General features: G+C 28.9%; 19 protein-coding genes. 2 read left to right on the top strand and 17 right to left on the bottom strand.

Going from position 1 to position 21,777, the window contains the following annotated elements; genetic code table 11:
• Positions 1-53 precede the first annotated feature (53 nt).
• The 15 genes from SOR77_RS04695 to SOR77_RS04625 all read right to left on the bottom strand — a co-directional run bounded on the left by SOR77_RS04695 (position 54) and on the right by SOR77_RS04625 (position 16,289).
• Positions 54-413, bottom strand: coding sequence for a YbaN family protein (locus SOR77_RS04695; RefSeq protein WP_320636022.1), 360 nt, complete (start codon positions 411-413; stop codon positions 54-56).
• Between the two features lie 19 nt (positions 414-432).
• Positions 433-1,194, bottom strand: a complete 762-nt coding sequence (locus SOR77_RS04690; protein ID WP_320636021.1) for an ABC transporter ATP-binding protein — start codon at positions 1,192-1,194, stop codon at positions 433-435.
• Positions 1,184-2,176 (bottom strand): iron ABC transporter permease, encoded by a 993-nt coding sequence (locus tag SOR77_RS04685; RefSeq protein ID WP_320636020.1) that lies wholly within the window; start codon positions 2,174-2,176, stop codon positions 1,184-1,186. Before SOR77_RS04685 ends, SOR77_RS04690 begins: the two co-directional genes overlap by 11 nt.
• Positions 2,166-3,047 (bottom strand): heme ABC transporter substrate-binding protein IsdE, encoded by an 882-nt coding sequence (gene isdE / locus SOR77_RS04680; protein ID WP_320636019.1) that lies wholly within the window; start codon positions 3,045-3,047, stop codon positions 2,166-2,168. The genes SOR77_RS04685 and isdE overlap by 11 nt, the downstream gene beginning before the upstream one ends.
• Entirely contained in the window at positions 3,037-3,942 is a 906-nt protein-coding gene (locus SOR77_RS04675; RefSeq protein WP_320636018.1) for a heme-binding Shp domain-containing protein, read from the bottom strand. Before SOR77_RS04675 ends, isdE begins: the two co-directional genes overlap by 11 nt.
• Position 3,943: 1 nt before the next feature.
• Complete coding sequence (locus SOR77_RS04670) at positions 3,944-5,350, bottom strand: NEAT domain-containing protein (protein WP_320636017.1); 1,407 nt, start codon at positions 5,348-5,350, stop codon at positions 3,944-3,946.
• A 263-nt stretch (positions 5,351-5,613) separates the two neighbouring features.
• Positions 5,614-6,447: a hypothetical protein gene (locus SOR77_RS04665; RefSeq protein WP_320636016.1), complete on the bottom strand. Its 834-nt coding sequence runs from the start codon at positions 6,445-6,447 to the stop codon at positions 5,614-5,616.
• A gap of 15 nt (positions 6,448-6,462) precedes the next feature.
• Positions 6,463-8,109, bottom strand: coding sequence for an ABC transporter ATP-binding protein (locus SOR77_RS04660; protein ID WP_320636015.1), 1,647 nt, complete (start codon positions 8,107-8,109; stop codon positions 6,463-6,465).
• Entirely contained in the window at positions 8,106-9,818 is a 1,713-nt protein-coding gene (locus tag SOR77_RS04655; RefSeq protein WP_320636014.1) for an ABC transporter ATP-binding protein/permease, read from the bottom strand. Before SOR77_RS04655 ends, SOR77_RS04660 begins: the two co-directional genes overlap by 4 nt.
• A complete protein-coding gene (locus SOR77_RS04650) occupies positions 9,811-9,963 on the bottom strand; it encodes a hypothetical protein (RefSeq protein ID WP_320636013.1) in 153 nt (50 codons plus the stop codon). Before SOR77_RS04650 ends, SOR77_RS04655 begins: the two co-directional genes overlap by 8 nt.
• 174 nt (positions 9,964-10,137) lie before the next feature.
• Complete coding sequence (gene fusA / locus SOR77_RS04645; RefSeq protein ID WP_320636012.1) at positions 10,138-12,207, bottom strand: elongation factor G; 2,070 nt, start codon at positions 12,205-12,207, stop codon at positions 10,138-10,140.
• Positions 12,208-12,329: 122 nt separating this feature from the next.
• Entirely contained in the window at positions 12,330-12,560 is a 231-nt protein-coding gene (locus SOR77_RS04640; RefSeq protein WP_004823486.1) for a DUF1653 domain-containing protein, read from the bottom strand.
• A 68-nt stretch (positions 12,561-12,628) separates the two neighbouring features.
• On the bottom strand, positions 12,629-13,525 hold the full coding sequence (locus SOR77_RS04635) for a hypothetical protein (RefSeq protein WP_320636011.1): 897 nt from the start codon (positions 13,523-13,525) through the stop codon (positions 12,629-12,631).
• A gap of 244 nt (positions 13,526-13,769) precedes the next feature.
• Positions 13,770-14,951, bottom strand: coding sequence for a dicarboxylate/amino acid:cation symporter (locus SOR77_RS04630; protein ID WP_320636010.1), 1,182 nt, complete (start codon positions 14,949-14,951; stop codon positions 13,770-13,772).
• Positions 14,952-15,047: 96 nt separating this feature from the next.
• Positions 15,048-16,289 carry a serine dehydratase subunit alpha family protein gene (locus SOR77_RS04625; RefSeq protein ID WP_320636009.1) on the bottom strand — a complete coding sequence of 414 codons (1,242 nt, stop codon included), beginning with the start codon at positions 16,287-16,289 and terminating at the stop codon, positions 15,048-15,050.
• A 157-nt stretch (positions 16,290-16,446) separates the two neighbouring features.
• Between SOR77_RS04625 and SOR77_RS04620 the strand changes: the two genes are divergently transcribed.
• Positions 16,447-18,213 carry a sigma-54 interaction domain-containing protein gene (locus SOR77_RS04620; protein ID WP_320636008.1) on the top strand — a complete coding sequence of 589 codons (1,767 nt, stop codon included), beginning with the start codon at positions 16,447-16,449 and terminating at the stop codon, positions 18,211-18,213.
• Positions 18,214-18,271: 58 nt separating this feature from the next.
• On the opposite strand, the gene SOR77_RS04615 is transcribed toward SOR77_RS04620, so the two are convergent.
• Complete coding sequence (locus SOR77_RS04615; RefSeq protein ID WP_320636007.1) at positions 18,272-18,943, bottom strand: YwaF family protein; 672 nt, start codon at positions 18,941-18,943, stop codon at positions 18,272-18,274.
• Positions 18,944-19,068: 125 nt separating this feature from the next.
• Complete coding sequence (locus SOR77_RS04610) at positions 19,069-20,292, bottom strand: FAD-binding oxidoreductase (RefSeq protein ID WP_320636006.1); 1,224 nt, start codon at positions 20,290-20,292, stop codon at positions 19,069-19,071.
• Positions 20,293-20,471: 179 nt separating this feature from the next.
• Here SOR77_RS04610 and SOR77_RS04605 point away from each other — a divergent pair, with 179 nt between their 5' ends.
• On the top strand, positions 20,472-21,650 hold the full coding sequence (locus SOR77_RS04605) for an ISL3 family transposase (protein WP_320636005.1): 1,179 nt from the start codon (positions 20,472-20,474) through the stop codon (positions 21,648-21,650).
• Positions 21,651-21,777: the final 127 nt, after the last annotated feature.

Raw genomic sequence — 21,777 nt, 5'->3', positions numbered from 1 at the left:
TTTAATTTTTATAATCTTAAAACAAAAAATAGAAGTTTCGCAACTTCTACTTCTCATTCTATAGTCTTGACTTTTATAAAGAAATAATAACAATGTGCCAAAAATACAACTACTAAGCATATTCTTCCATGAATATTGCTCATTACTAAAAAAGAAATTCCTAAAAATAAAGTTATCATGCCCATTATTTTCAACTTCTTTTTAATAGTCATACCTTCTTTCTTTTTTAAAGGTTCTATATTATTTTTATAAATTTCTGTTTGCAAAAACCAACAATTAAATTTTTCTGAACCATTTGCAAAGCAAGCTGTTGCCAATAATAAAAATGGTGTAGTTGGAAGTATCGGTATATATATCCCGAAAATACCTAATCCCAGCAATATAAAACCTAATAATATATATAATGTCTTCAAAATTTACTCCTTTTCTATTTTAAAATTTTGGCAATACTATTAACCTATTCTTAAATTTTTCTATACTCAATTTTGTATCATAAATCCTACTTATAGATTCTTCTGTCAATTCAACTTTAGGATCTCCTTTGAATTCGACTTTACCATTATACATTCCAACCACTTCATCTGAATACTGTAGCGCTTGATTTATATCGTGAAGTACCATTATTATGGTTGTTGATAATTCTTTATTTAATTTTTTTACCAATTCTAAAATTTCAATTTGATATTTTATGTCTAGATATGTTGTAGGTTCGTCCAAAAATAATATCTCTGTCTTTTGTGCAATTGACATTGCTATCCAAACTCTTTGCAATTGCCCTCCAGATAATTGACTAATAAACTTTTTTCTAATATCTTCTAATCCACATAATCTTATTGCAGTTTCTATTTCATAATTATCTTTTTCATCAAGTCCTTCCATAAATGATAGATATGGATTTCTACCATAACTAACCAAACTTTCAACATCTATATCTCCCACAAACTTATTCTGTTGATGTACTATAGCAACCTTTTTTGCAAAATCCTTTCGATTTATATCATCTATATTTTTGTCATCGAGTTTAATAATTCCGTGTCTTATCGGGAGTTCTTTAGTACATAGTTTAAAAAGTGTACTTTTTCCACACCCATTACTTCCAAGCAAAGTAGTTATTTTACCATTATCAAAAGTTAAAGATAAATCTTTTATCACGTGTTTACTTCCATAGTAAAAATTTAATTTTTTAATTTCCATATTTTTTACCTCTTACTTTTAATAGAACTATAAAAAATGGTCCACATATTGTAGTCATAATTATAGACGGAGATATTTCATATGGGTAAGCTATAATTCTTCCCAGGGTATCTGCTCCAAGTAAAATCAATCCACCTAGCAAAGCTGAAAAAGATATGAGATATCTATGGTTGCTACCAACTATTATTCTTGCTATGTGAGCTACTAATAGACCTAAAAATCCTATCACTCCCACTATAGCCGTTGCAACAGATGCTAACGCAACAGCTATTATAGAAACAATAAATCTATCTCTATTTACATTTACTCCTATAGCTTTCGCCGTCTTATCTTCTAAGCATAATAAATCACAACTTCTACCCAAAAACATTGATGCTACTAGTCCAATTCCACCATATATTTCCATAATTTTTACGTCTTGCCAAGTCTTTTGAGCTACATTACCTTCTACTATCGCTTGAACTGTATTTAAATTCCCGCCTGAAATTGCACTAATCGCTTGAGATATCCCCGAAAATGTCATACTCAAAGCTACCCCAACAAGTATTAATCTGATTGGATTTGTTCCTCTGTCCCATGCTAAGCTATATAGAATTAAGTACGCTAATATCCCTCCCATAATTGAAAATATAGGAGCTATAAAAAATAATGTTGGTGTAATTAATATAACTATTTTAGAGGCCAAGGAAGCTGCTGCGGAAATTCCTATTATCCCCGGATCAGTAAGTGGATTTTGCATAACCGCTTGCAATAAAACTCCAGATACTGAAAGAGATGCTCCAGCTATAATGGCTATTATAATCCTTGGAAATCTCAAATCATAAACTGCAGCAACATCAGGATCAAATTCAACAAATAATCCTTTCGCAATTTGTGTAAAACTTAAATCTATACTACCTGTTTTACACGAATAAATAACTAATAACACTAACCCAAAGATTAAGATTAAATACTTAAAAAGTTTACCAACATTATTTTTCATAGAATATCTCTCCTAAATCATCTAAAGCCTCAGGATAATTAAATTTTGCACTCATTCCAAATTTAGAATGATCTAAATCGTAAACTTTTTCATTTTTCACAGCTCCAAAATGTTTCCATATATCATTTGTTTCAAAATCTTTTTTAAACATTTCCATAACCTGATCAGGCATTGCATGAGATGTTCTTAAAATAATATCAGGCTCTTTACTTAGCATATCTTCTGTATTTATTGTCAAAAATTGTTTATTAGATCCCGAATATACATTTTCTCCACCAGCTAACTTCACAAGGCTGCCAACGTAAGAGTTCTCTGTAGCTACAACATAAGAGCCCGGCAATCCCATCAAAATTAAAACCTTTGGAGATTTTTCTTTATTATATTTCTTATTAAAGTAATCTAAATTATTTTTATATTCAGCTATTAATTTAGATGCCTGTTCTTTTCTTCCCAACAAATCGCCTATATCTGCTATACTTTTATACATGCCGTCTAAATTATTTAAATTTAAAAATCCATAATTTAAATTAGCAGCTTCATATTTAGGCAACAAATCAGAAATCAAACTCACAGGGCTAAAAATATAATCTGGTTGCATCGACTTTATCTTTTCCATATCAGGTGTCATTGCAACACCTATCTTTGGCAGATTTTCATATCTCTTTGGACATTTATCAACTTTGCTATCCGGAACGGCTATAAGCTCTACTTCAAGTTTATCCATTATATATGCTGTAGCCAGTGAAGTTACAATAACTCTTGGTTTTTCCAACGAAGTTGGATTATCTAAATTTCTATTTTCTCTTTTTTGGTCAACACATCCTAATAATAGAAAAATACTTAAAAGTATAGTAAAAATTTTAGTCTTCATCTTCTTCCACCATTCTATAGTTTTCTAACCTCAATCTTTTTAAATATAAAATAGATGCTACTGCTGCAAATGCTAAGAAAACTGTAATCAACGAAACTACCCCTAAAATCATTCCTATAAATGCTTTTGTAATAAAACCCAATGGTCTTTTATCTAAGTCTTTTTTTTCTCTTAAATCACCATCTTCTCCAAGTAATTTTTTTAATTCTGGAGAATCTTTCATCAACAGTCCGTGACTATAACCAAGTTCTTCAGATGATAAATTAGAATTTACAGATTTAGTTTCTATTTTTTCTCCAATTGAGTTTGAATTTCTCTCAAAATTCACTGTTGGTCCAAGTTTTAACTTTTCTATTTCACTCTTTCCATGAATTTCATTATTCAAACTCTCTTCCTCTAAAAGATTATCTTCATCCATTGTTATAAAATCTGTATTACCTTCAACAAAATTATCTACATCAAAATAAAAAATTATATCCCTTCCCATCGGTTCAACAAAAAAACTAGACCTTATAATCACATTTTTTGAAGGAATTTCAAATCTATAGTCTCTTGTATCTCCATTAGTTTGAACTATTTCAGCTTGAGTTGAATAAAAATCAGAATCTCCTTTAACTTGAACTGCAAAAGTTTCATTTTTTATATTAGATGCCAAATTAAATCTAACAGTCAAATAATATGCTCCATCAACTTCTTCTAAAAAAGCTTGTTTATGTAACACATTTTCAGTCATTCCCTGACCAATCTCCGGATTATTTCCAGCATCCTCTATAATCCCTGTAATCGGATGCGAATAATAAGGCGTAGCTCTTCCAACTTCACTTCCGTAAGCAAAAATTTTTGAATTAAAAGTCACTGAAAAAACAACTAACAAACATATAAAAATTCTTTTCATCTTATTTCTTCCTCGCTCTTAATCTGTTATTTTCTTGAAATTCTTCAAGTATTATTTTGTAATTCCTGCTTAAAATAATTATTGAAATGACATTTATAAAAATTACTAAAACTGCTATTAAAAATATAACTAATCCGTTTTCTCTTGTCTCTTGGTTATTTATATTTCTAAATGCTACTTTATCTATGCTTGAAACTTTTTCTTGTACATTATTTATTTTTGAAGAAGTATTAATCGGAATTTTTTTTGAGCTACTATTTTCATTTTTAAATTCACTTCTCTTTTTAATTTTTTTTATTGGCATACTTTTACTAGATTTTTTCTTTGTTTCATTTTTTTTAAAGTCACCAATTTTACTTTTATTCGAATTATCTATTTTCTCTTCTTTAACTACTACAAATTCACCTAAACTATCACTTTCTATAAAAAAACATCCATCTTTTATTGAGTAATTTAAATTTACTTTAGTACCGTCTTTAATTTGATAAATATTAGGATTATCTTCTGGTTTTATACTCTTTACAGGTATCCCGATATTCACAATACCTTTAGGTAAGATATTTTTTCTCAAACTTTGAATATCTTCTCTCCCATAAGGTATTTCCTCTAAATCCCCTAATGTTTCTAATTTATAAATTTCAACTATATCTAAAGGGTTAAAAAGTTTATTTATTTCTTCTGCCCTATATGAAGTCAGTTTATTTGCATAAAAATTAAAGTCTTCATCAAATGTATTTTCTCTAAATTCTAAAATAAATGATTTATCTATCTTTTTCGCAGCTAGATCACTATTAAACACTGGCTTTTTAATGCCCGTGTTAAATTTTTCTATGATTTCAGACTCTTTTAAATCTATCTTTTTAATTTTATCTAAATCTACATTTAGTCTAGCTTTTATCGGTTTATCTCCCATCGGTTCAACTTTAGGATCTACAAGTACCTCTAAATCATTAGAATATTTTTTTATCGGAATCTTAAATACGCTCGGTCGTCTTTCTAAACTTTCATCAACTTGAATAGAATAGTCATTTGCCTCAGCAGATATATAATTTTTTTCGTCCAAATAATATAAATTAACAAGTCCTGCCGTAATATTTTGTATCTGTATTTTATTCACACTAATGAATAAATAAGCTTGACCGTTTTCAACCAATAACTCTCCAGTCTGATTTAATGCTACATTTCCCATAGATAATTTATCTTCAATTGCATGCATTAATTTAATAGGTACTTTATAAATTCCATTTTCTAAGTTTATAAATTCTTTTTCACCACTTTTTTCATTTAACTCTGATCGAAATTCAATTTTATTATCACATTCTTCTGATAAATTTTTAGCTTGTATGAAATTTAAATTAACAATTATAAATATAAAAGAAATTAAAAAACATACATTTTTTTTAATCATATATCCCTCCCATATTTAATTTTGATTCCATCTACCCTTTTGATAATAAATATCATTCATTTACTTTTAAAGGATAAACTTTCTACTCAAACTTTTAAATACTTTGCCACAAAAAAGAAAGTTAACTCACATTAACTTTCTTTAAATTTCTATGCTCTTATTTTTAATCTAATTTTTAAAAAGTCTAAATTATAGTTATTTTTAATTTAAAATTCCCATTATTTCTCTGTTAATAAGAGTTAACTTAAGCTATATTAATTTAATTATAAATTTAATAGATCAATTATTATTATAAAATTAGCTTTTTCTTTATGAATTTTGCTAATTCCTATTTTTGAATTTAAATTTAAATTTATAGATGACTTTAAAATATGTCCTCCCATTAAATGCCATTCTTTAAATACATTGATTGGTATGTAAAATTTCTTGTTTTTATACTCAATTATATGTTCTTCACCTTTAAGTGTATAATATAGTTCAGTTGCGATCCCAGTTTTGGTATATCCTTGTATAGGTCTTTTTATTGCTTTAGGTTTTAACGTAATAAATGATTCATGCGACACTATTATTGTTGCTTCATCTTCAAAACCCATCATAGCCATTGATAGAGGATTAAAAGATTCTCTTTCATCTAATTTATATTTTTGTATGGAGAGCATAGCCCTATACTCTCCACTTTGAAATACATTGATTAAATCTTTATAATCTACAATACCATTTTTCTTAAACCCATTTAATATATTAGCTTTATCTACTATCTTCTTATTAAAGCTATCTAATGAGCTTGCAAGTAGTGCATATGAAATTTTCTCACTTTCTTCTAGAGAAAATTTAAGTCCTCTATTTAAAAACAATTCTATAGCAAATCTATTTTCATCTAATTCTTGTGCAATACTTTCTCCAATTTTTGTAAGCTTGTATTTGTTTACTTCTTTATATAAAAGACCTTCTTTAATCATATTATCTAATATATTTTTTGAATTAGGTTTAGTACAAGAAAAGGCTCTAGCTACAGAAGTAATGTTATTTTCTTTTTCATTATTTTTTAAATGTAAAAGATATAATTTTTGTATGTTTGTAATCTCTAAATTTCCCATCTCAACCTCTAAAATTTAATCTCTTTCCATTTTCTGTATTCTATTCGCAATTCTAAGAGTAGACAATTTATGGCTTACTATTATAACTGCTTTATCCTTAGTCTCTTTCCAAAGGGATTTTAAAATTATCCCTTCATTCAAACTGTCTATATTTGAAGTCGGTTCATCTAACAACATCAATTTTCCATCATGTAAAAATCCTCTTGCTATAGAAATTCTCTGTTTTTCTCCCGTTGAAAGAGAACTCCCTAAAACTTCAACTTCTGTATCATAACCATTTGGTAAATCTTTTATAAAATCATGTACAGAAGCTTTTTTACATGCTTCTACAATTTCATCTTCAGTCGCATCCTGCTTTGCTATTCTCAAATTATCAGCTATAGTACCTTTAAATAAATGTGTACTTTGAGTTATATACGTATGATTTTTCCTCAAATTTTCAGTATTAATATCCTTTATGTCTATTCCATTTTCTAGTATCTTCCCAAATTTAGAGTCATAAAATCTCATTATCAACTTTAATATTGTAGATTTACCACACCCGCTTTTACCAGAAAGCCCTAATATATCACCTTTTTTTAATTTTAAATTAAAGTTATCAAAAACTTTTTCATCTTTATAAGAAAAAGATATACCTTCAACCGACAAATCATTAAATTCTATATTTTTGCCCAGTTTATTCAATTTGACCATAGGCTTTTCTTCTAACAAATTTATAACTCTCTTACCACAGGCAAAAGTGGTAAGCAAATTATTTGCCAAATTGGATAGTGCCGATACAGGGCCAAATGAGCTCATAAATATTATCATCGGAACTACCATTCCTACTAAATCAACATCTTTATTTTTATATAAATAAAGTGCTATAACCATAAAAATAATATTCCCAAACATAATAACCGAGCTTGATAAACCTAGATTCTCACCATATATTTTACTCAACTCTTTTGAAGCTCTATTTAACTTTTTTGTCTTCCATATCATCTCATCTCTTCTATTAGAACCTGTGAAATATTGAGTTGATTCTCCTATCCCATAAAAAGTGTCCATTATTGATGAATTCAAATCACTTACTGCTTTTCTCTGAACATCACCAATATTCCTAGCTCTATTAGATGTTATTATCGGGATTAATATAGCCATTATAATGTGAAAAATTAATAATATTAAAGAATATATAATATTAAATTTCGATAAAACTATTGTATAAAATATAGTGTGAATAAAAGCTATTGAAACCGGAGATATAGTATGTGCATAAAATACTTCTAGTAATTCTATATCAGAAGTAATTATAGATACCATTTCTCCGCTATCTATGCCTTCCATTTTTGCAGGTGCTAATTTTCTAAGAGCTTTAAAAATTTTATCTCTTATAATTTCTAAAACTTTAAATGCAACATAATGATTACATAGTTGTTCAAAATATCTCAACAAAGACCTTAAAATAGCAAAAGCAAATAAAATTATTACCAAATTTTTTATTCCAAATTCCATTTCCTTTACTTTTATAATTCCATAGCCTCCAACAAATGGAATTGCTGTTGCAATTATATGCCCTAAACTTCCAAACAAAATTGCAAGTACCATTACTCCCTTTAATGGTTTTACAAGCACAATTAATTTTTTCACTAATATCAAATACTCTTGTAATTTCTTCATTTAATCCTCCAATTTTCAAGTGCCACTTGAGAATTATAGAGTTCTGAAAAATTACCATTTAACTCAATTAATTCTTTGAAAGTGCCTTTTTCTTTAACCTCAGAATTTTCCATATAATAAATACAATCTGCACTAACAGAATGTTTTAAACGGTGGGATATTATAATTATCAACTTATTTTTCTTCAACTCGTCAATAAATTGCATAATTATATCCTCGCTCTCAGCATCTATGTTCGAAGTCGCTTCATCAAAAATATAAATTGGAGAATTTTTTAATATTGCTCTTGCTATAGCTATTCTTTGTCTTTGACCTCCCGAAAAATTATTTCCCTGTTCTAATATCAAAGTATCTAGACCTTTTTCAGAAATAAAGTAATCTTTAAGACTTAATTTTTCTAATATGCTCCACATTTCAGATTCTTTAATATCTTCATTCCCCATTTGTAAATTGTATCTTAATGTACCTTTAAATAAATATGGGTTATTCGTAACCAATGTAGCATTTTTTAAAATTTCTTCTTCTTTTAAATTTGTTTTACCGCCATAACTAATTTCTCCAGTGTTTGGAATTATTGAATTCATAAGTAATGCCGCTATTGTTGACTTACCGCAACCAGATTTTCCAACTAAATAATTTAATGTTCCAAATTTAAAATCCATATTTATATTATTTAGAACTTGTCTAATACCATCGTATGAAAAGCTGATATTATTCATCGCTATGCTTGGTGTACTAGTATCTATATACTCATTTCCTTTAAGTTCTTCTTCAGTTTCCATAACTCTAAATAGATGATCCACTGCTCCCATCCCATTCATAGCTATATGAAAGAAAGAACCTAACAATCTAAGTGGTAAGAAAAATTCAGAAGAAATTAAAATCACTATTAAAACTTGCTCAATATTTATTTCCCCTAAATCATAGTAATAAGCACTAAACAATATACCTAGAACAGCTCCAGAATAAGCTATTATATCCAGAACTGTTATGTTATTAAGTTGCATGCTCAATACTTTCATAGTTTTTATTCTAAAGTCTTCAGCATATTTATTTAATTTTTTATTTTGCACTTCATCTGCATTAAATATTATAAGTGTTGTAAGACCCTCTAAAAAATCTACAAATACCTCAGACAAGTCGACGTAACTTCCCCAATATTGTGAATTTATTTTCTTAGCTAATTTTTGAACAAGTATAATTGCCATTGGAATTAACGGCACTAATACAATTAAAACTATAGCTATTACTTTATTTATATTTAATAAAAAACAAAACAATATTATTGGAGATACTATTGAATATACCAATTGAGGAATGAATGAACTAAAATAAACTTCTAAATTTTCAATCCCGTTTACTGACAATTGAGAAATTTCAGCTATATTAAAATTCTTTGAATATCTCATCCCATAGCTGTAAACCTTATCAAATAATTTAATTCTTATTTTTTCTTTTACCTTACATGATAATTCATTAGAAATAGCACTCATTAACCTAATTACACCTATTTGTAAGAATAAAATCGTCAGTAATATGGCTAATAATTTATATTCAATGAGATTTAAATTAATCACATTAGCCACTGAATTTGCTATACAGAATATCATTCCAACATTCAATAATAGTGCAACAATTTTTAGCATAATTAAATAAAGTATATATACTTTCTCTCTTCCCATAAGCCTCAGTAACTTTTTATTAATCATTAGTTACCTCCTTCTTTAACTCAGAAATTAGATTGTATCTTATACTTTTTTCATTAAAAATATTTGGTACAAAAATTTTAATTCCATATAAAATTTTTCTTTCATTTTTTAAAAAAAGTGTTTCATTAAAAAAAATAGGTTTCAATTTTTTCTCCTCTCTGTCGGGTAGACAGAACCTATTCTTATATAAACCAATTATAACAAAAAATTTTTGAACAGTAAATGATCTTGATATTAAATATCATTCTATTTTTTATTTTGAATTCAAGCTAAAAAAGAACCAACTACTTGAGTCAGTTCTTTTTATTAAATATAAAATTTATTTAGCTTCTTTTTTAGCTTTTGCTTCAGCTATAACTTTTTCTGCAATGTTAGAAGGAACTTCTTCATATCTTGTAAATTCCATGGTGAATATACCTCTACCTTGTGTCAACGCTCTAAGGTCGATTGAATATTCAAACATTTCAGCTTGTGGTGCTTCTGCAATTAAAAGTTGTGTACCGTCACTTTGTTGGTCCATGCCAAGTATTCTACCACGTCTCTTATTCATATCTCCCATTACATCTCCAAGATATGTGTCAGGAACAACAACTTCAACTTTTACAATTGGTTCTAATAAAACCGGTTTTGCTTCTTCCATACCTTTTTTAAATGCTATGTTAGCTGCTAACTTAAATGAAACTTCATTTGAGTCTACATCATGGTATGAGCCATCGTATAAAACAGCTTTAAAGTTTGTCACAGGATATCCTGCAAGCACACCGTGTTCTTTAGATTCTATAATTCCCTTTTCAACTGCTGGGAAGTAGTTCTTAGGAACTGCTCCACCAAATACTTCTTCATCAAATACAAATTCTTCATCAGAAGGTTCAAATCTAATCCAAACATCTCCGTATTGTCCTGCACCACCTGATTGTTTCTTGTGTTTACCTTGAACTGATGCAGTTCCCTTTATTGTTTCTCTGTATGGTATTATGAATGGAATTATATTTACTTCAACTCCAAATGTATTCTTTAATTTTTCAAGTATTACATCTAATTGAACTTTACCTTGACCGCCAATTGTCAATTGCTTAGTTTCAGGATTTCTTTCAATAACTATTGATGGGTCTTCTTCTTTTAATCTTCTCAAAGAAGTTGAAAGTTTTTCTTCATCACCTTTTGTCTTAGCTTCTATTGCATAGTAAAGAACAGGTTGCGGGAATTTAGTAGACTTAAATTTTACAATATGATTTTTATCGCAAAGAGTGTCTCCTGTCTCTGTATGAGCAAGTTTAGTAGTAGCCCCTATGTCCCCTGCATAAACTTCTGATATTTCACTTTGAGTCTTTCCTCTTACCAAATACAATCCACCCAATTTTTCATTTTGTTCTCTTGTTGAATTATACAATAAAGTATCTTTTGTTAACTTTCCTGAAATAACCTTAAATATTGTTATCTTTCCAACAAATGGATCAGTTATAGTTTTTATTACACCTGCTGAGAAAGGTTCTTTATCTGATACGGTTCTTTCTTCCCCTTCAACGTGTCTAAATCCTAGATGAGCTCTTTCATCATCTGGAGCAGGCATATAATTTATTATAGTATTTAAAAGAATGTCTATTCCTATTCCTTTTTCTCCAGAACCAACTAATAGCGGAACTGCATCCCCTTCTAATAGCGCAGTTGTAACACCTCTTAATAAATCATCTCTACTGAATTTTTCTCCAGAGAAATACTTTTCCATTAAAACTTCATCAGAACTTGCAACTACTTCTGCTATTTCTTCATACATTCTTTCAGTAGCTTTTACTTGGTCATGAGTGAGTTCTATTTCTTCAGGAGCCCCATTTTTATACTTGAATCCTTTTTGATAGATAACGTCTGTAACCCCTATAAAGTTTTCACCTTCTCCTATAGGTACTGAGAAAGGAATTACTTTCTTTCCAAATCTGTCTTCAAGTTCTTCCATAATTCTTCTGAAATTTACGTTTTCCCCATCTATTTTATTAATGAATATTATTCTTGGAAGCCCTATTTTTTCAGTATATTTCCACATTCTCTCTGTTCCAACTTCAATTCCAGAAGTTGCATCTATAACCATAAGTGCTGCTTCTGAAGCTCTTAACGCTCCATAAGCTTCTCCTATAAAGTCAAGATATCCGGGAGTATCAATGATATTTACTTTTGTATTTCTCCATTCAACAGGTATTATTGATGTTCCTATTGAAGTGCCTCTTTCCATTTCTTCTTTAGAAAAATCACTTACTGTGTTTTTTTCTGAAACACTTCCTAACTTTTTAGTAGCACCACTTTGGAATAACATAGCTTCTGTCAAATTTGTCTTACCACTTCCACTATGTCCAACTAATGCTAAATTCCTAACCTGTTCAGTTTTATATACTTTCATATCTATCCTCCTATAATTGAAATCGTTTTACTATCACATTATATCATAAATTTATGATTTTTTATATGTTTTTAATTCATTAAGATATCATATAACAGTAAAAATATTTTATCTATTCATATTTATTCTTCCTCTAACTCAAATCTATATTTTTGTTCAACATTTGGATACTTTTCTCTGTCTACTTCTGAAATAAACATCTCATAAGGTCTTGCATATATACCGTAATCTCCATACAATGCTTGATATACTACTAATTTTTCTCTAGTTTCACTATGTATTGCTATGTTTAAAACTTTATACATTTTACCTTTAAAATGTCTGTATTTTTTATTTACTATAAGTTCTCTCACTTTTATTCTCCCTGACTTATATATAAAAATTAGGCCGAGATTTCGACCTAATTTTAATGCAAATTAAATTATTTTGCTTCTGTTTTTGTTTCTATTTTTTCTTCAGCTTTTGTTTCAGCTTTAATTTCTTTTTTAGCTTCAGCCTTTTCTTCCTTCATTTCAGGTTTTACTTCTTTTTTAGCCTCTTCCTTTATTTCAGGTTTAATTTCTTTTTTAGCTTCTTCCTTCATTTCAGGTTTAATTTCTTTTTTAGCTTCTTCAGTTGAAATTAATACTTTATTTTCAGCTTCATTATATTCTACCTTTACCATATTAAGAGCTTTAGCTACATCTCTTAAACGATAGTAGTTGTTTCCTTTTATTTTATAAGCTTTTACTTCTAAAAGTTTTTCTTCAGCTTTTGGTTCAGTTTTAATTTCTTTTTTAGTTTCTTCTTTTGTTTCAGGCTTTACTTCTTTTTTAGCTTCAGCCTTTTCTTCCTTCATTTCAGGCTTTGCTTCTTTTTTAACTTCTTCTTTCGCTTCAGGTTTTACTTCTTCTTTTGCTACTACATAAACTTTATCATTAGTTATTTCAGCTGTAACATTTTCTTCTAAATCTTCTACTTCTTTTCCGTCATTTTTATATTCTTGACCTAATGTTAAAAGAACTTTACCTTCACTGTATTCAACTGAGAATTTTGAAGATGTTTGATTTAAAACCATTGCTAAATCACTTAATTTGAAATAATTTTCTCCATCAATATTATAACCTGCGATAGAAACATCTTTTCCATTTAAGCTAACTTTTTGTGGTGACACTACAACTTTAGACATAGTCATCATAGGTTGTTTTTCTGCATCTTTATTAAGTTGCTCAACAACAGCCTTAACATCTTTTACTTCCTTAACTTCTTTAGCCATAACTGGCATAGCAGAACTTGCTAATACTACTGTTGCCAATGCTACTGGTAATAATTTTTTCATTATAATCCTCCTAAAATTTTCTTATTTCCATATATCATCTAACAATATTAACTTTATGTCAAGTTATAGCTACTTAATTTAAATATTTTTGATTTTACTTAAATTAATATTTGTTATATCTTTGATTTATAGTTCTAAAATCTACATAGCAAAAATTAATTAATGACTCAAATAAAAAAATATCGTAGCTACATAACCAAGCTACGACATTTTTTTATCTATTTCATTCCTACAATAAAACTAATTAATTCCCATTTCTTCCAGGTACTTTTTTAAATATACCTGTTACCATAAGCGCAATAGCTCCATCTCCAGTTACATTACATGCAGTACCGAAAGAATCTTGTAATGCAAATATAGATAGCATAAGAGCTGTTCCGGCATCATTAAATCCTAAAACTGAAGTAATTAACCCCAAAGAAGCAACGACAGTTCCTCCTGGAACTCCAGGAGCAGCAATGGCAAATATTCCTAAAAGGAAACAGAATAAAATCATACTTGAAATTTCCGGCATTTTCCCATATAAAATTTGTGATACCGTCATTACAAAAAAAGTTTCAGTTAAAACTGAACCACATAAATGAGTATTTGAACAAATCGGTATTACAAAATCTCTAATTTCCGGGTCTAATGTTTTAGATTTTCCAGCTGATTTTAGTGCAACAGATAGTGTCGCTGCTGAAGACATAGTACCAAGTGCCGTTAAATAAGCTGGCAGATAATGTTTAAATACTTCTTTTGGATTAGTCTTTGAAATTAAACCGCCTATAATATAAAGCAATGAAAGCCATATAAAGTGTCCAACTATTACAATCAATATAATTTTTAAGAATACTGGCAACTCTTTAATTATAACGCCTTCATAAGAAAGTTCAGCAAAAGTTGTTCCAATATAAACCGGAAGTATGTTAATTACAACTTTATCAACTATTTTTAAAACCATTGCATTAAAATCTACTAAAAGTTCTTCCCAAACTTTTGATTTGGTCCATATTACTGCAAGACCTATTAATACAGCTGTTACAAGTGCCGTCATTACAGGCATTATAGGGCTAAAACTAAGAGCAAAAACTGACTCCGGTATAGCCTTTCCTGTTCCAACATTACTTGCTATGTCTAAATTTGGAATTATAATTCTCCCAGTAACTAAACTAAAAAGTGCAGCTCCAACTGAAGATACATAGCAAATAATAAGTGTTGTACTTAGTATTTTCCCAGCATTGTCTTTTAAAGATACTATAGCCGGCGTTATAAATCCAAGTATTATCATCGGCACTATGTAACTAATAAGATTGCTTAAAATAGATTTAATTGCATCTATTACTACTATCACTTCAGCAGACGCAATACTACCTACTAATATCCCTGCCACTAATCCAACTATTAGTTTGAAAACTAATGTGTTAAAAAAAGACTTCTTTTTCATATTTCCCCCTCATAAAATAAAGTTATTAGATAATAATATAATTTTCTAATAATATTTACAACTTAATTTATAATATATATAATTTTACTGTGAATATTATTTCTTTAGCATCTCATTTAAGATCACTTCATCAGTAGTTTTCATACCATATCTTGCAATATGCCCTACAGTTTCTATTGTTTTATCCAAAGTTTCTTTTACTATTCCATCACCCGGATTAAAAGAATTATTTGTCTTAGCTTGCTCATAAGCTAAGAAAGCATTTCTTAAACTCGAAGCTATTTTCATTGCACAGCTAGGTTTTGCACCATCACATATAATTCCTGAGTTTACAGCTAATGAATTTGATAAAGTTTCTTTTAAAACATCTATATTTTCATTATTTAAATAACCAATTCCACAAACTGAAGCTGAAGCCGCTGAGACAACTCCGCAATAAGCAGATAATTTTCCTATTCCTTGTTTCAAATATAGGCCTATTAAATTTGCAAATACAAGAGCTCTGTAAAGTTCATCTTCCGAAACGCCTTTGTCTTTTGCGTACAAAATAATAGGCACAGAAACTGTTATCCCTTGATTTCCACTCCCCGAATTAATTACAACCGGTTTTTCAGACCCAGACATTCTAGCATCCGAACCCGCTGCAGCATAAGCTACTAATTTTTCATTGTAATTATCAGAATAATTTTTTAAAATTATCTTTCCAATATTTGAACCCCAATCATTTTCAATTCCATCTTTTGCAATTTCGGTATTATATGATATTTCTAAATCTAAAATATCCTTTACTTCGGAGTAATCACATTTTTTTGCAAATTCATAAATTTTTTCAAATGAAAAGTCAACTTCGCAATCATCCTGACTCTCTAAAGTTTTTTCATAAATCACTTCATCGTTCTTTTCTTTTAAAATTATATTTGTATGAGCGCCTTGTAAGACTACTCTTGAAGATTGATCTTTCGCAAGTAATTTTATATCTATGTATAAATTAGAAACATCCGGTTTTAATTTAATTTCAATTATTTCATTTTCAATTTTTTCATCACATTCATCCAATTTACTCTTATCCACATCAGATAAAACTTCCAATTTTTTAGAGGCGTCACCTAAAAAAGCTCCCGCAACAATAGAAATTTCCAAACCCTTTCTTCCATCAGTTCCCGGAACTGTTACAGAGTTGGCGTTTTTTATTATGTTTCCAGAAACATTAACTAATATCTTCTCAGGTTCCATCCCAAGTATTTCTCGTGCAACAGCTGAAGCATACGCCAAAGCTATCGGCTCAGTACATCCAAATGCCGGCACCAATTCTTTCTTCATATAATTTATATAGTCCATATCATAACCCCTTTCACTAATATTATTAGCAAATTTCATGCCAACTACAGTTGCAAAAAAACATAGCAAATACAATTTACATTTGCTTATTTTGCAAATTTGAGAAATTTATTTGCATTTATGCAAATTTATAGATATTATTTATAGAGGTGATAAAATGTTTGAAATTGACCAAATAAAAAATTCTGTCCAAGATATTGCAGATGCAATATCATCCATACTTAAAATTGAAGTTACAATAGTCAATAAAGACTTACGTCGTATAGCTGCAACTGGAAACTATAAAGATTTAATCGGTGAACAATTGCCAAAAGGCTGTTCTTATGAACACATTTTAAATAGCAAATCATTTGAAAGTATAATTGAAAAAGATATAAGTGATAGATGTAGAAATTGTACATCATTGGAAAATTGTGAAGAGATGGCTTCAATCGGCTATCCTATTTTAAACGATAAACAAGAAGTTTTAGGCGTTATAGGTCTAATTGCATTTACTCAAGAACAACGAAACTCCATTTATCAAAACTATGACAGTATAACAAAATTTTTGTCAAAACTTAGCATATTGATGTCTCGAAATTTACAATATGAACAAACTATAAATGATATATCACTAAAAAATCAAGAAATATCCAACATAGTAAATTCATTGGATAGTGCAATATTATTTACCGACAAAAATATGATAATTCAAAATTATAATCACAAAATTTATGATTTTTTAAAAATTGATCCTAAAAAAATACTACATAAAAATATGATAGAAGTTTTTGATAATTTCAATAGCTCTTCTACAACTCAAAAACTTTCTTTAAAAAACACTACAAATAATAATGAATACTTAATAAAAACAATTGAAAACTATGTAAATGGAAATATAGAAAGCTATATTTTTCAAATTTCTAAATACGGAAATGCAGTAAAAAATGCTTACAACTTAATAGAAAGCAATTCATCGCTTAATTTTGATGCAATACTTGGAGATAGCATTTCAATAAACAATACCATTACATTAGCTAAACAAATTTCTAAAGGTAACTCTTCCGTTATGATACGAGGAGAAAGCGGCACCGGAAAAGAACTTTTTGCAAGAGCAATTCACAATGCCTCAGATAGAAAAAATAATCCTTTTATCGTAATCAATTGCGCTTCTATACCGGATAATCTACTAGAGAGTGAATTGTTTGGTTATGAAAAAGGAGCTTTTACCGGAGCAAATTCATCCGGAAAAATTGGTCGTTTTGAACTTGCAAATGGTGGCACTTTATTTTTAGATGAAATCGGAGATCTCCCGATACATCTTCAACCAAAACTACTTCGTGTTTTACAAGACGGAAAATTTGTAAGACTTGGTGGTAAAAAAACTATTGAAGTTAATTTTAGACTCATAACCGCAACCAATAGAAATTTAGAAAAAATGGTTAAAACCAATGAATTTAGAGATGACTTATATTTTAGATTGAGTGTAATACCAATAAATATCCCCCCATTAAGAGAAAGGAAAAGTGACATTCCTTTAATAGCGAACTGTAAACTAAGTGAATACTGCACTAAGTTAAATAAACCTCAAAAAAGTTTTTCAGATTCAATACTTAACGTATTTCAAAATATACCTTGGGAAGGAAATATACGACAGTTAGAAAATATAATTGAGTTTTTGGTTAACATATCAGAAGATGATGTAATAGATGAAACCTTGTTGCCAAACCATCTGCTGTCTAAACAACAGATAACAAGTTTTGAAATTAATCAAAACATCTCTACATCACCTTTACAGGAACAGCTTGATGAATATGAAAAAATTATTCTAAAAAATATGGTAGAAAAATACGGCTCGTCAACTAAATCTAAACAAATGATAGCTGACATTTTAAAAATTAATTTATCAACTCTCTACAGAAAACTCTATAGATATAATATATAGACAAACTCCTAATAAATTTTTTAATCTATTAGGAGTTTTCAAATTAATTATTTAATTACTAAAATTTTTGAGATTGTAAGTCCGATTGCTTTTTCTCTAAAAATATAATTATTATAGAAATAAACATAGTCATTAAGAAAAATAAAGCTGCTTTTGGTAATCTAATTCCTATAAATGTCGGCAGCTCAGTTAAATATCCATAATTGCTATGCACCAACATATTTGCCAACATCAAAATTGTATTCATTATAAATGTTAAAGCTAAAGTATCTTTCGGACTAAGATACACATTGTTTTTACTTAATATAATTACGCCACTAATCATCAAGAAAATATGACTTCCAACAAAAGTTACATTGGTAACATGTGGCCAAACATATGGCGAAGGATCCGGAAAAGTGAATGCAATTATCGCACCTATAACACCTAACCAAGAAAAATATTTTGTAATTTTTTGGCTATTTGTATAATATCCGAAAAACATCATAATAGCTGATAATCTACAATGAAATAAAGGCAATCCTTCTTTTAAAAACAACTCTGCATTTCCAAGATACCAATATAACATCAAAAGCTGTATTCCCGTTCCCAAATTTAAAGATGCTTTTAACAATGTTTCACTATTTCTAAAACGATATGCAAATATTATAGAAACTATTAAAGCTAATCTTATTAATGTAATATTTATACTCGCACTACCATCAACATTGTAGCGAAAGAAATTTTCCATACTGTTTCTCCATTCCAAATATCTACTATGTATAATAACACAATATATATTGTATAAGAAATCCATCAAATAGAAAACTGTTAATTTATAATATCTGTTCTTTTAACTTAATATTTCAGTTAATATTATCTTCCTAAAGAAAATATTTTGTAATCACTTAAATCATCATTTTTAACCCAAGAAATTGCAAATTCAGAAGCTATAGTTGAATATACAGTTCCGTTTCCACCAGCACCACATATCACCATCAAATTTTTATTATCCGTATCAACCCCTATATATGGTATATCATCTTCACTCTCACCAAAGAGAGCAACATAAGAATACTCAGGTTCAATTTTTAAATTTTTATCAATTAACATTTCTTTAGTTAACCTTATCAAATTATTTTTATTTTTATAAACTTCTACATCACTTATACTATCTCCCGGCTCATCTAATCCACCAATCATTAAACTATTTTCAAAAGTATGCCTGAAATAAGTATAGGGCTCTCTTACTTCCCAAGTTAGATAATCCGTGTTTTCATCCAATTGAATATCGTCTCTTGAAACAGTTACATAAGTTTTGTTAATAATTAATTTAGATAATTTTTCCTTAAACATCTCTGGCGGTTCGTATCCGGTTGCAAAAATCACTTTTTTAAACTTATATCTAATCCTCTTTCCATTCTTTTCTACATTTACAATTTGAAAATCAGAACAGTCTTCTACAGAAATAAATTCTGTTTTTTCCATGATATGAAGATTATATTTTTCAACAGCGCTTCTAATCAATCTATGCACAAAACCAAAAGGATTTAAAGCTATATCCGGCTTAGCACACAAACCTCCAAAAGCATCAATTCCAAGTTTAGATAAAAACTCTTTGTAAAAATATTCAGCACCGTATCCAAACTCTTTTTGCTTTTCAGTTTCTGCTTTAAGCTCAGAAACCTTGTCTTCTTCCGTAGCTAATATCAAACTTTTCTTTATCTCAAAAGTTGGTACATCTAAATTTTCGAGTTCTCTATCTAGTTCTGTAAGAGTAGCTATCGCCTTGACAGATTTATCATAAAACCCTTTACCTTCATCATATCCTAAAGAATTTATATAATATCTTACACCTTTATCACTCATATACTGAATCAAGCCAGTATTGGCAGAACTTGACCCACTTCCAATTTCATTCTTTTCTATGAGAGTAACACCATATCCTTCCTTAGCCAACCTATATGCCGATATTGCTCCAGATATTCCCCCACCAACAATTAAAATATCATTTTTATTTGGATCAAAATCATCTTCAAATTTAGTTTTTTCTACTTTTGTTATTTCAGGCCAATATAATATACCACTATGTAATTTCATAAATTACCTCCTAATTATTTTTATATACCCTTAATAAATAAAAGCTCAATATATTCAGGCTCTATAATATCTTTTGGGGAGTAAATCTCTAACAGATATTTTTATGTAAAAAAATTGCACTTATACGCATTTAGACCTAAACTTAAAATAGCTAAAACTAAGCTAGGAGGTGCATATAAGTGCAAAATAATAATAACATGAATTTGTTGGGTTTTAAAGATGTAATTTTTGATAGTTTTGATGAGGATAATGACTTTGTTTATGTTCATGCTTCTGTAGAAAAAATGGATACTTGTCCTCACTGTGGTTCTAAAAGAATTTGGGTTCATGATCATAGAATTCAAAAGATTAAGGATACTCATATTCATGGTAAGAAATGTCTTATTCATCTAAAGAAAACAAGGTATGATTGCAAATCTTGTGGCTGTCGTTTTGAAAGAGAACTTGATTTTATTGCTAAAGGTTATACTATGACTAATAGGCTTGTTTTTAGTATTGTCGCTGAATTTTATGAGGTGTATTCTATCTCTTCTATTGCTAAAAGGTATAATGTTTCGTCTAATACTGTCTTGCGAATTTTAAATTGTTTAAGTGTATCAAGAGCTAGGCTTTCTGAAGTTCTTTGTATAGACGAATTCAAAGGAGACAGTGGAAATATTAAGTATCAGACTTCTCTTCTTAATGGTTCTAAACACTCTATCATTGATATTTTGCCTACTAGAGATAAAAACTTTTTATTCAGCTACTTTAAAAGTGTCCCCAGCAAGGAGAGACAAAGTGTTAAGTTTTTTGTAAGTGATATGTCAAATACCTTTAAGTCTGTTAAGAATAGGTTCTTTAAAACTTCTATTCATATAGTTGATAGGTATCACTTCATAAGACAAGTTTCCTGGGCTTTAGAGAATGTTAGAAAGAGGATTCAAAAAGATATTTCTTCTAAGCTTAGAAAATATTTTAAGAAAAGTAGAAGTCTACTTACAAAACCTGCTTCTAAACTAAGCTCTGAACAAGCTAAAGAAGTTTCTCTAATGCTCGATTTAAACAACGATTTGAAATTAGCATATAGGTTAAAGGAATTATTCTACCAATATGTTCTTACTCAGCCCAATAGAGTTAGAGCCACTAAATCTTTAAGAGAATGGATAAAAAGAGCCGAAGAATCTAATTTAAAAGAATTTAAAGCTTGCATCACTGCTTTTAATAACTGGTTTGATGAGATATGTAATTCTTTTGATTATTCTTGGTCTAATGGTCCACTTGAAGGAACTCATACTAAGATAAAGACGTTAAAGAGAAATTGTTTTGGTATGAAAAATTTCAATTTGTTTAGAAAAAGAATTATGTTTGCATGTAAGTAGTGATAGGAAATTGGAGAAAATTTGCAAAACCCCTAGGGGTTTGTTTGCTATGTTTATTTTTAGTAGTTTTTTAATATTTTAAGTTTTTAACTTTATTAGCTTCTATGTGTTCATTTTTACATAAAAA

The organism is Peptoniphilus sp., assembly GCF_034090345.1.
Lineage (GTDB): Bacteria > Bacillota > Clostridia > Tissierellales > Peptoniphilaceae > Peptoniphilus.
This window is presented reverse-complemented; position numbering and strand designations above follow the sequence as displayed.

Coding starts and splice junctions, on each gene's coding strand:
- SOR77_RS04655 (WP_320636014.1), bottom strand. CDS start 9,818: ATGATTAATAAAAAGTTACTGAGGCTTATGGGAAGAGAGAAAGTATAT.
- SOR77_RS04635 (WP_320636011.1), bottom strand. CDS start 13,525: ATGAAAAAATTATTACCAGTAGCATTGGCAACAGTAGTATTAGCAAGT.
- fusA (WP_320636012.1), bottom strand. CDS start 12,207: ATGAAAGTATATAAAACTGAACAGGTTAGGAATTTAGCATTAGTTGGA.
- SOR77_RS04670 (WP_320636017.1), bottom strand. CDS start 5,350: ATGATTAAAAAAAATGTATGTTTTTTAATTTCTTTTATATTTATAATT.
- SOR77_RS04630 (WP_320636010.1), bottom strand. CDS start 14,951: ATGAAAAAGAAGTCTTTTTTTAACACATTAGTTTTCAAACTAATAGTT.
- SOR77_RS04675 (WP_320636018.1), bottom strand. CDS start 3,942: ATGAAAAGAATTTTTATATGTTTGTTAGTTGTTTTTTCAGTGACTTTT.
- SOR77_RS04620 (WP_320636008.1), top strand. CDS start 16,447: ATGTTTGAAATTGACCAAATAAAAAATTCTGTCCAAGATATTGCAGAT.
- SOR77_RS04625 (WP_320636009.1), bottom strand. CDS start 16,289: ATGGACTATATAAATTATATGAAGAAAGAATTGGTGCCGGCATTTGGA.
- SOR77_RS04690 (WP_320636021.1), bottom strand. CDS start 1,194: ATGGAAATTAAAAAATTAAATTTTTACTATGGAAGTAAACACGTGATA.
- isdE (WP_320636019.1), bottom strand. CDS start 3,047: ATGAAGACTAAAATTTTTACTATACTTTTAAGTATTTTTCTATTATTA.
- SOR77_RS04660 (WP_320636015.1), bottom strand. CDS start 8,109: ATGAAGAAATTACAAGAGTATTTGATATTAGTGAAAAAATTAATTGTG.
- SOR77_RS04610 (WP_320636006.1), bottom strand. CDS start 20,292: ATGAAATTACATAGTGGTATATTATATTGGCCTGAAATAACAAAAGTA.
- SOR77_RS04615 (WP_320636007.1), bottom strand. CDS start 18,943: ATGGAAAATTTCTTTCGCTACAATGTTGATGGTAGTGCGAGTATAAAT.
- SOR77_RS04685 (WP_320636020.1), bottom strand. CDS start 2,176: ATGAAAAATAATGTTGGTAAACTTTTTAAGTATTTAATCTTAATCTTT.
- SOR77_RS04665 (WP_320636016.1), bottom strand. CDS start 6,447: ATGGGAAATTTAGAGATTACAAACATACAAAAATTATATCTTTTACAT.